The organism is Magnetococcales bacterium (assembly GCA_015232395.1).
In the GTDB taxonomy this organism is placed as follows: Bacteria; Pseudomonadota; Magnetococcia; order Magnetococcales; family JADFZT01; genus JADFZT01.
In genome coordinates, this window is the sequence record JADFZT010000120.1 from 1 (window position 1) to 9382 (window position 9382).

At 53.7% G+C, this 9382-nt stretch carries 7 protein-coding genes; 2 read left to right on the plus strand and 5 right to left on the minus strand.

Annotated features, from left to right (window positions below; all coding sequences use genetic code 11):
• The first annotated feature begins 42 nt into the window (after positions 1 to 42).
• Positions 43 to 408: an S-layer homology domain-containing protein gene (locus tag HQL52_19135; protein MBF0371558.1), complete on the plus strand. Its 366-nt coding sequence runs from the start codon at positions 43 to 45 to the stop codon at positions 406 to 408.
• A gap of 58 nt (positions 409 to 466) precedes the next feature.
• Entirely contained in the window at positions 467 to 2383 is a 1917-nt protein-coding gene (locus HQL52_19140) for a DUF1566 domain-containing protein (protein MBF0371559.1), read from the plus strand.
• A 50-nt stretch (positions 2384 to 2433) separates the two neighbouring features.
• Here HQL52_19140 and HQL52_19145 read toward each other — a convergent pair whose 3' ends face one another.
• The 5 genes from HQL52_19145 to groES form a co-directional block, all read right to left on the minus strand.
• Positions 2434 to 2814 (minus strand): hypothetical protein, encoded by a 381-nt coding sequence (locus HQL52_19145; protein MBF0371560.1) that lies wholly within the window; start codon positions 2812 to 2814, stop codon positions 2434 to 2436.
• Between the two features lie 138 nt (positions 2815 to 2952).
• The gene (locus tag HQL52_19150; protein MBF0371561.1) at positions 2953 to 6096 is read right to left on the minus strand and encodes a response regulator; all 3144 of its coding nucleotides are present in this window, start codon (positions 6094 to 6096) and stop codon (positions 2953 to 2955) included.
• A gap of 594 nt (positions 6097 to 6690) precedes the next feature.
• Positions 6691 to 6969 carry a hypothetical protein gene (locus HQL52_19155; GenBank protein ID MBF0371562.1) on the minus strand — a complete coding sequence of 93 codons (279 nt, stop codon included), beginning with the start codon at positions 6967 to 6969 and terminating at the stop codon, positions 6691 to 6693.
• Between the two features lie 131 nt (positions 6970 to 7100).
• Positions 7101 to 8741, minus strand: a complete 1641-nt coding sequence (gene groL / locus HQL52_19160; protein MBF0371563.1) for a chaperonin GroEL — start codon at positions 8739 to 8741, stop codon at positions 7101 to 7103.
• Positions 8742 to 8800: 59 nt separating this feature from the next.
• Positions 8801 to 9094 (minus strand): co-chaperone GroES, encoded by a 294-nt coding sequence (gene groES / locus HQL52_19165; GenBank protein ID MBF0371564.1) that lies wholly within the window; start codon positions 9092 to 9094, stop codon positions 8801 to 8803.
• Between the last annotated feature and the right edge of the window lie 288 nt (positions 9095 to 9382).

Below are 9382 nucleotides of genomic sequence, written 5' to 3' on the forward strand. Positions count from 1 at the left end.
CAGGGCGCTATAAAGCTGGGTTTTGTCAATGGGTTTGGTGATGTGGTCTCGAGTTATTGGGCCGGGAGTTATGTGGAAGAGTTTGCGGATCGGGGGATCACCAGTGGCTGTGATGCCAGCAACTTTTGCCCCAGCCGGGAGATCACCCGAGGGGAAATGGCGATCTTTCTGGTACGCGCCATCTATGGCACGGGTTACGCTCCTTCTGCCGCTACCGGGACGGTCTATGGCGATATCTCTTCCAGCTACTGGGCGGCGTCTTATATCGAGCAACTGGCAGCGGATGGCATCCTCGACGATACACTGGATACCACTCGGGAATGCGATAGCGGCAACTTCTGTCCCAGCCTGACCATCAATCGGGCGGAGATGGCGGTGTTTCTGGTGAAGGCGTTTGGGTTGGAGTAAGCCTGGTAAAACCAGACTATTTCAATTCGAATCCTGAACTCATTGAGTAGGGGGAGCAATGAAACAGCGCGATTTTCTGGTCTACCTGCTGGGCTTGTTTTTTCTCATAGTCCCGGTTTTCCCGGCTTTTGCTACTACCTTTGAGGATGCCCCTGAAAGCCATTGGGCCTATTCCAAAATCGAGGTGTTTTCCGAAACCGGCATCACCAGCGGTTGCGATGCATCCAACTATTGCCCGGACTCGACCTTGCAGCGCTCGGAAATAGCGATTTTTTTGTTGCGGGCCAAATATGGCTCGAATCACTCCCCCCCGGCCCAAAGCGGGGATGTATTCGAGGACGTGGTGGATGGCTACTGGGCCGGGAGCTGGATCGAGGAGTTCGCTTCTCTGGGCATCACCAGCGGTTGTGATGCATCCAACTATTGTCCGAGCCGGGAGATCACCCGGGCAGAGATGGCGGTTTTTTTGTTGCGCACCCTCTACGGATCCGACTATTCCCCGCCAGACGCCACTGGAACCGCTTTCGCTGACATCTCTGCGGATTATTGGGCAGCCACCTATATCGAAAAGCTGGAAAGCGATGGTCTGGTCTCCGGCACCACCGAGCCAGGCCGCTGCGACGACAGTTTTTTTTGCCCAAGCTTTACCCTCACTCGGGCAGAGATGGCAGTCTTCCTCGTGCGGGCCTTTGAGCTTTCCACATCTGAAAACGATTCTGACGGCGATGGTGTGGACGACGATGCCGACGCCTTTCCCAACGACTATACCGAAACTCAGGACACCGACAACGACGGCACCGGGAATTATGCCGATAGCGACGATGACGGCGACGGTCTGCCGGATACCTTCGAGGCGCAGTATGGCCTTGACCCCCTGGATGAAAACGATGCCGCGGTGGATGCCGATGGCGACGGCGCCAGTAATCTGGCAGAATATCAGGCCGGCACCGACCCCACCGTTGACGACACCTATCCGGCGCCCGTGCCCGCTACCGGACAGGAGGTCGCCCATCAGGATGGAGACGACGGCGACCTGCAACCCGGCACGGCCTGGCCCGATCCCCGCTTCACCGACAACGGCGACACCACGGTGACGGACAACCTGACCGGTTTGATCTGGATGCAAAACGCCAACTGTTGGGGATCCACCGACTGGTATGAGGCCTTGGTACTTGTGGCAAGGTTGAACAGCGGTTCGGAATCCTGCGATGGCTACGGCGGTGGCCATGCCGATTGGCGCCTGCCCTCGCTGCTGGAGCTGGAAAGCCTGCTGGACATGGCCGAATACGGTCCGGCCCTGCCCGCCGATCATCCTTTCACCGCCGCCCAGAGCAGCCTCTACTGGAGCGGCACCACCGGCGTGGACGACACCAGCGCCGCCTGGTACGTCTTTTTTCGCAGCGGTTACATCCACACCCTTGGCAAAAGCAGCAGTCTGAATGTCTGGCCGGTCCGGGGTGAAACCGATCCGGATGCCCTGGCACCGGTGCCCCGCACCGGACAGACCACCTCCTATGCGGTGGGGGATGACGGCGACCTACAGACCGGCCTGGCCTGGCCCGAACCCCGCTTCGCCGACAACGGCGACGGCTCGATCACCGACAACATGACCGGGCTGATCTGGATGGAGAACGCCAACTGCTGGGGATCATACGATTGGTATGATTCCTTGAACCTGGTGGCGGGATTGAATGCGGGCACGGAATCCTGTGACGGCTACGGCGGCGGCCATGATGACTGGCGCCTGCCCACCCGGCGGGAACTGCAGAGCCTGGCCGACCGGGAACGCCACACACCCCCACTTCCCGCCGGCCATCCGTTCCACGGAATAACCGGCGACGGTTTCTGCTCCAGCACCACCTACGCCAACTTCAGCAACGAAACCTGGCACGTGCACCTCAACAACAACGGCAGCGTCCACACCAACGCCAAAATCACCAACTATTATGTCTGGCCGGTCCGCGGTGGCAGGTAGACGATCCGTACACTCGCCTGTCCTCCTTGAAAACTCCGTTATCGTTGTTTTTATATCCTTTTCTCAAACATCCGTCTACCATTCCGGAGGATGACAAGCCCTCTGTTTTTCCGCCTCCGCGCCCTCATCCGGTAACCGGGCGGAGATGGCGGTGTGGCTGGTGAAGGCGTTTGGGTTGGAGTGACTTTCAGGTGAGAGGATGGGTGGTGGGTGAGACTCCCCACCTTTCCCGCTGCTTTTCCCACTCCACCGGAAACGGCTTTTTTCAACTCAGAGATGGTGATCCCCTCCGGCTGCCGGCCATCGAGAATGGCATCTACGATATCAGGAGCCAGCAGGGTCAGCATCAAGGTCCGGGAGACCCCAGCCCGGTCCACCTTTTCCGCCTCGGCCAGTTGGGTGATGGAGGGATACTGACTGGATTCCAACATCCCCTTCTAGAGGGGACGGGCGATTGCGGAGTGGAAGGTGGTCACCGGAGTTACATCCAAAAACTGAAGAAAACCGTGTCTGAGCACTGGGCTTCGGAGATCAGTTCGACCGTGTTTGGCTCAACTTGACGATGCCCGTCAGGGAGTATCTCTTTCAGTTGCGCGAATAATGGCCTCCAATAACACAGTCTTTTTGATTGGTTTGGTCAAGTGGTCGTTACAGCCAGCTTCATAGCTTTTTCCCTCGTCCTCACGCATGGCGTGAGCGGTAAGAGCAATAATCGGTATGGGTGTGCGGTTCGCCTTCCGCTCCATAAGTCGAATTTGACGAGTAGCCTGCAGACCGTCCATGACCGGCATCTGCACATCCATCAACACAAGGTCAAAGTGTTCATCCATTATCCGATCCACTGCTTCCTGACCATTTTCCACAACTGCCAATTGATAGAGCTCTCTCTTTAGATAGGATTGCAACAGAAGGACATTGTCGGGGGAATCCTCGGCAATCAGAATATGTAGGGATCTTTTTTTCTGTAGTGTTGGGAGTAGCCCACCAACCTTAGCAGATACTGCTTTTCCCAAAGCCTGGGCCGTGTTTAGGGCTGACAACAGATCACGTCGTTTCAGGGGCTTGATCAGATAGGTAGCATTTAGTTCCTGGATTTCCAGGATGGTTTTGCGGTCCGGTTCCGGGAGCAACACTACCAACGGTATGGAAGTACCGATGGTATCGGAGCGGAGCACTCGGATGCAGGCCAACACCACTGCCATCTTTTCATCACCGCTCTCGATGATAACGGCTTCTGGTGGTTCACCCTTTTCCAGAGCATTGTCGATGCCGGCAAAACCCTGGTGTCGTGCTACTTTCAGGCTGACAGTTTCCAAAAAGTTTTGCACCACTGACAGAAAAGATCCTTCCCCTGCCAGCAAAATGCGCATTCCTGCTCTCAGATCGGAGTACAATTGTTTATTCAGGGGGTGTGCCACAATAGCCATGGGGATGGTCAGGTGAAACCGGCTGCCATGCCCTAAATCGCTGCTAAGCTGGATTTCTCCCCCCATCAGGTTGACCAGTCGGCGACAGATAGCCAGTCCCAGGCCAGTACCACCATAGCGCCGGGTTACGCTAGCATCCCCCTGGTTGAAGGCGTTGAAGATTACCTGTTGTTGGTCTGCGGGAATACCAATCCCGGTGTCTTCCACCTCTAACAGGACCTGTTCGGGCATCGGCTCGGACACCCGCACCTTGATCTCTCCCTGGTGGGTAAACTTGATGGCGTTGCCGATAAGGTTGATGAGCACTTGGCGCAGTCGGGCCAGGTCACCCCACCGGACAGGAACCATGGTTGGGTCCATGTGTACGGTAAGCGCCAGATTTTTTTCCCGTGCACGTACTGACATGATGTCGGCCAAGTCACCGGTCAGCTCAGCCAGATCGATCTCCACCTGCTCCAATTCCAGGCAGTTCGCTTCAATTTTACTCAGGTCCAAAATATCATTGATGAGAGCCAGTAGGGTTTCACCAGCGCTGTTGAAGGAGCGCAGATAATTTTTTTGTTCAGTGGTGAGATCGGTATCTGCCAACAGATCCGCCATTCCCAATATAACGTTCATGGGCGTACGGATTTCGTGACTCATTACCGCTAAAAATTCACTTTTGGCCCGGTTGGCGGCGTCGGCTGCATTACGGGCCAGGATGAGCTCTTGCTGTACCCGTTTCAGATGGGTGATATCCGTGCCTACACTCAATACTTCGCCTGGTTTTCCATCATTCCCTGGCAGAGTTCGATTAGCCCACGCCACCCAGACCCGCTGCCCATCGCGGCAGATGTTTTCATTTTCATGGAAGGCAAAATCTTTGGGATTCAGGGCGATTTTTTGTAGCTGTTCGTATAAATTCCGTCCCCCAGTTTCAGTACTCGGGAGGATGGTCTCATAGATGGTTTTACCCAGAATATCTGCTTCCGGATAACCGAAATATTTCTGGGCAAAATCATTGAAAAAGGTAATGGTGCCGTTGGGTTTCCAGCGCAGGATGATACTGCGGGCGTGCTCCACCAGATATCGATAGTTGGCCTCCCTCTCTGCCAGAGCCTCCAGGGATTGTCTAAGTTCCTGGGTGCGTGATGCCACCCGAAGCTCAAGATCCTCTTTTGCCATACGAAGTTGATCCTCTCGATGGCGCACTTTGTCTACCAGATCATTGATGGCGGCGGCAATGCGTGAGAGTTCGTCAGAGCCGTCCACATCCAGAGGGGGAGCCAAGGTGTTCTCACCCATGGAACGAATGCCGGTATCCATAGCTTCTACCCGGGAAAGTAGCCAACGGAAAATGACCCGCTCTACCAGAAGAAAGGCCAGTGCCGCCGCAACCAGCGTAAGTATCAAGGTGCGTACGGTCATTTCCTGGTAAAATTTGTCAGGAATAGCCGTATTGAAAACGGTTTTGCTGTAGTAGCGGAAACCGCTGATGACATCACGTCTAGGTAACTGGTTGTAGACCGTCAGTCGGTTCGGTGCGTGAATTTCCACACGTCCTTCAGCCAATAGTCGGGAGGCTACTTTAGAATCCATGGGGATCCCTTCCCGCAGCAAGGACCATTGGGCCAGATCGTCGGCGATGAAAAGGTCCAATTCAACCAGGATGTCGCTGCTATCGACCAGACTTTGGAAAAACTCTTCGAGAAAAAAACGTTTTTGCGCCACACTGCCAAAGGTTTCAGCCCCTTCCCACATGTTGAAAGAGGCTTCCACCAGATAGTCTGCCTGCTGAGGGCCGTGATAGGCATATTTTTTGATAATTCCGGTCTTGTTGGACATGGAGATGCGGTCCACCTCCACCCTGCCACTGTGCAACAGTCCCTCCAGTTTGGTCTTCAGCCCCTGGGAAAGGCTACCCAGGTTCAACCCCAGGTCGGGGGGGAATGTCGTGTTAAAAATCACCAGCTCTGTATCGATCAGATAAAGGTCTCGCACTGAATAGGCGGTGGCTATGGTATTGAGCGCCTCCCGACTCCATTGGGCGGGGGGAGGACCTGCGGCGATGCGTTGGGCGATTTCGGGTAGCACACTCTTGAGACGCTGATCCAACTCCGCTTCCACATCAGCCATGAACAAATCAAAGGAGCGAAATTTGTTTTGTAGTTCCTGGTGGGTCTCGCGGATGCGTTGGTCCTGTTGGTTGGTAAATTGGTCCAGAGCAAGCTGCCGTACACCGAAACCGACAATGGTCGCTGTGATGACGATCATAGCGAGCAAAAACAAGGTGAGGCGAATCTTCATGGTGTGAAGAACCAGTTGGAGGGGACTGGAAATAGAATCCTCTTATGCTTTCCACCAGGATTCCCCCCTCCAGGAAACAGGTAGGATGCCATTGTCACCCTTTCGCAGGCCCAATGTCTATTTCGAAATCAAAATTTTTTGTAACTGCTCTCCCCCTATTTGATTTTGCCAGCCAAAGCCATTTGAATGGCGATCGTAACTGCTGTCCCTTCCGAAAACCTCGTATGGCCCAATTTGGTGTGCCAACCCTGAGGGCGAAGTGTAGCTTATCTGACTGTCTCAAATCTGCGGTCCATCATAGTTCTTCATACGAGCCAGGATAGGACAAAATGGGGGCGGTCACAAGATTGGCCCGTTCCTATTGCTTTTGTTCGGAAATCAGGAATTCGCCCCCCACAACCTTAGCCGCCAAGACCGCCATCTGATGTCCGCTTCCTCCTATCGGGAATTGCGGAATCGTGGTTTTGCAGAATGGGAGGTCATCACCGGAGTTACGTCCGAAAACTGAAAAAAAACCGAGCCTGCGCGCTGGGATTCGGAGACCGGTTCGACCGTGTTTTGCTCAATTTGACGATGCCCATAAAACTTTGCCGGTCAACTTTTTTTAATGGCTCGTCTGGACAAATCCAAGGCCACTTCATCCTGGTCAACCAAACTAACCGTCATCCATGCTTTAACTTCTGCCTGATTTACAAGCTCAAAAGCCTCTTTTTTCTCCAAGCCGCTATCATTGGCTATAAAACTGTAAATATACCAGGTTTCTCCGAGAGCACTTTTCAACAGTCGCCTCCATCTTTGCTTGTTTCCAGAGATGTTTATTTCTATCAGGCTTGACCACTGTTCCGCAAACTCTTTCAAAAGCAATTGTTTCATAAAAATCTCTGCATTCTATTTGTAGTATGGCCAACATGACAAAAAAATCGGCATTTATTTTCAGGAACTGTTCTCGATCATAGATATAATCGAAAACAGTTCCTTACTGTTATCAGCCTTGAGATGCCATTTTACATCCCCATTCCGCCCATGCCACCCATGCCATCAATGGATGCTGGAGAAGGCTCATTTTTTGGCATCTCAGCCACCATAGCCTCAGTTGTAATCAACAAACCGGCCACTGAAGCAGCGGACTGGAGGGCATTGCGCACAACCTTAGCCGGGTCAATAACGCCTCGCATTACCAAATCGGTATAATCGCCGTTGGCGGCGTCATAGCCGAAGTTGGCGTTGCTGTTTTCCAAAATTTTATTCACCACCACGGACCCTTCTGCGCCTGCGTTTTCGGCAATAACGCGAACTGGTTCTTCCAGCGCCCGGCGGACAATATTGACGCCTACTTTCTGGTCATCGTTGGCGCTTTCGATCTTGTCCAGGGATTTGCGCGCTCGCAGCAGAGCGATGCCGCCGCCGGGAACGATTCCCTCTTCCACCGCTGCGCGAGTGGCGTGCAGGGCATCATCCACGCGATCTTTACGTTCTTTCACCTCAATCTCGGAAGCGCCGCCCACTTTGATGATGGCAACGCCGCCAGCCAGCTTTGCGAGACGTTCTTGGAGCTTCTCCTGGTCATAATCGGAGGTGGTTCCCTCAATTTGGCCACGAATCTGATTCACTCTCTCCTTGATCTGTCCAGCACTGCCCGCGCCGCCTACAATGGTCGTTTCATCTTTACTGATAATCACGGACTTAGCGGTCCCCAGCATGTCGAGGGTGACGTTTTCAGTCTTTACGCCCATATTCTCGGAAACGACAGTCCCGCCAGTAAGAGTTGCGAGGTCCTCCAGCATGGCCTTGCGGCGGTCGCCAAAGCCCGGAGCCTTGACCGCGCACACTTTCAGGCCGCCCCGCAGTTTGTTGACGACCAGGGTGGCCAAGGCATCCCCCTCCAAATCCTCAGAGATCATCAACAAGGGCCGGGAGGATTGAATGACGCTTTCCAGGATAGGGAGTATCTGCTGTAGGTTGCTGATCTTTTTTTCAACCAGCATGATGAAGGGCTCATCCATCTCCACCAGCATCTTGTCTGGATTGGTGACGAAATAGGGGGAGAGATAACCCCGATCAAACTGCATGCCCTCCACCACGTCCAGGGTGGTTTCCAACCCCTTGGCGTCCTCAACGGTGATGACGCCCTCTTTGCCTACCTTGTCCATGGCCTCGGCGATCATGGCTCCGACCTCTTTATCGCTATTGGAAGAGATAGCGCCTACCTGGGAAATCTCCTCTGAGCTGGTGATCTCCTTGGCGCTTGTTTTAAGCGCCTCCACCACTGCGTTTACAGCGGAATCAATGCCCCGCCTGAGATCCATGGGGTTCATGCCGGCGGCAACCGCCTTCATGCCCTCACGGGCCAGGGACTGGGCCAGAACGGTGGCCGTGGTGGTGCCATCTCCGGCTTCGTCGGAAGTCTTGGAAGCCACCTCTTTCACCATTTGAGCGCCCATGTTTTCAAACTTGTCCGCCAGTTCGATCTCTTTGGCTACGGTCACGCCGTCCTTGGTAACGCGAGGAGCGCCCCATGATTTGTCCAGCACCACGTTGCGGCCCTTGGGCCCCAAGGTCACCTTGACCGCGTTTGCAAGAATATTTACGCCGTCCATCATCCTGTTTCGGGCATCTGCACCGAATTTGACTTCTTTTGCGGCCATGTTTATTTCACCTTTTTTTAATATTGGCATCTATTGACCAATAACGGTTTTTGCAGCTCTTATTTAATGACGCCCAAGATATCGCTTTCCCGCATGATCAAGAGTTTCTCATCATCGATCTTGACCTCTGTTCCTCCATACTTGGCAAAAAGCACTCGGTCGCCGACTTTGACATCCATGGTGCGAATACTTCCATCATCGCCTACGGCGCCTTTGCCAATAGCGATCACTTCACCTTCGACAGGTTTTTCCTTGGCTGTATCAGGGATGAGAATGCCTGATGCGGTTTTTTCCTCTTCCTTGATGCGTTTGATGACAACTCGGTCGTGAAGGGGACGAAATTTGATTTTCATGGTCGGTTTTTTCTCATTACATAGTTGTAAGGTGGCAAATCCCCCTGCAGGAGGGCAGGGACGGCAAAAACCTTGAAGATCTACGTCGGCGTAAAAATGCCAAGCGCATCAATCAATGTTTTTTTCCGTATGGGTTTAGATAGATGGAGGTTGCAACCAGCCTTTCGGGTTTTTTCAATATCACTCTTCATGGCGCTGGCGGTGAGAGCCAGAACTGGACGCCGTGCAATCCAATATCGCCCTGGCCAAAACCGGCTCAAGCGACCAGAGCGCCACTTTTGCCGATGT

Bases quoted from the DNA above. Each gene is read 5' to 3' on its own strand.
- HQL52_19140 (MBF0371559.1), top strand. From the start codon at position 467: ATGAAACAGCGCGATTTTCTGGTCTACCTGCTGGGCTTGTTTTTTCTC.
- HQL52_19145 (MBF0371560.1), bottom strand. From the start codon at position 2,814: ATGTTGGAATCCAGTCAGTATCCCTCCATCACCCAACTGGCCGAGGCG.
- HQL52_19150 (MBF0371561.1), bottom strand. From the start codon at position 6,096: ATGAAGATTCGCCTCACCTTGTTTTTGCTCGCTATGATCGTCATCACA.
- HQL52_19155 (MBF0371562.1), bottom strand. From the start codon at position 6,969: ATGAAACAATTGCTTTTGAAAGAGTTTGCGGAACAGTGGTCAAGCCTG.
- groL (MBF0371563.1), bottom strand. From the start codon at position 8,741: ATGGCCGCAAAAGAAGTCAAATTCGGTGCAGATGCCCGAAACAGGATG.
- groES (MBF0371564.1), bottom strand. From the start codon at position 9,094: ATGAAAATCAAATTTCGTCCCCTTCACGACCGAGTTGTCATCAAACGC.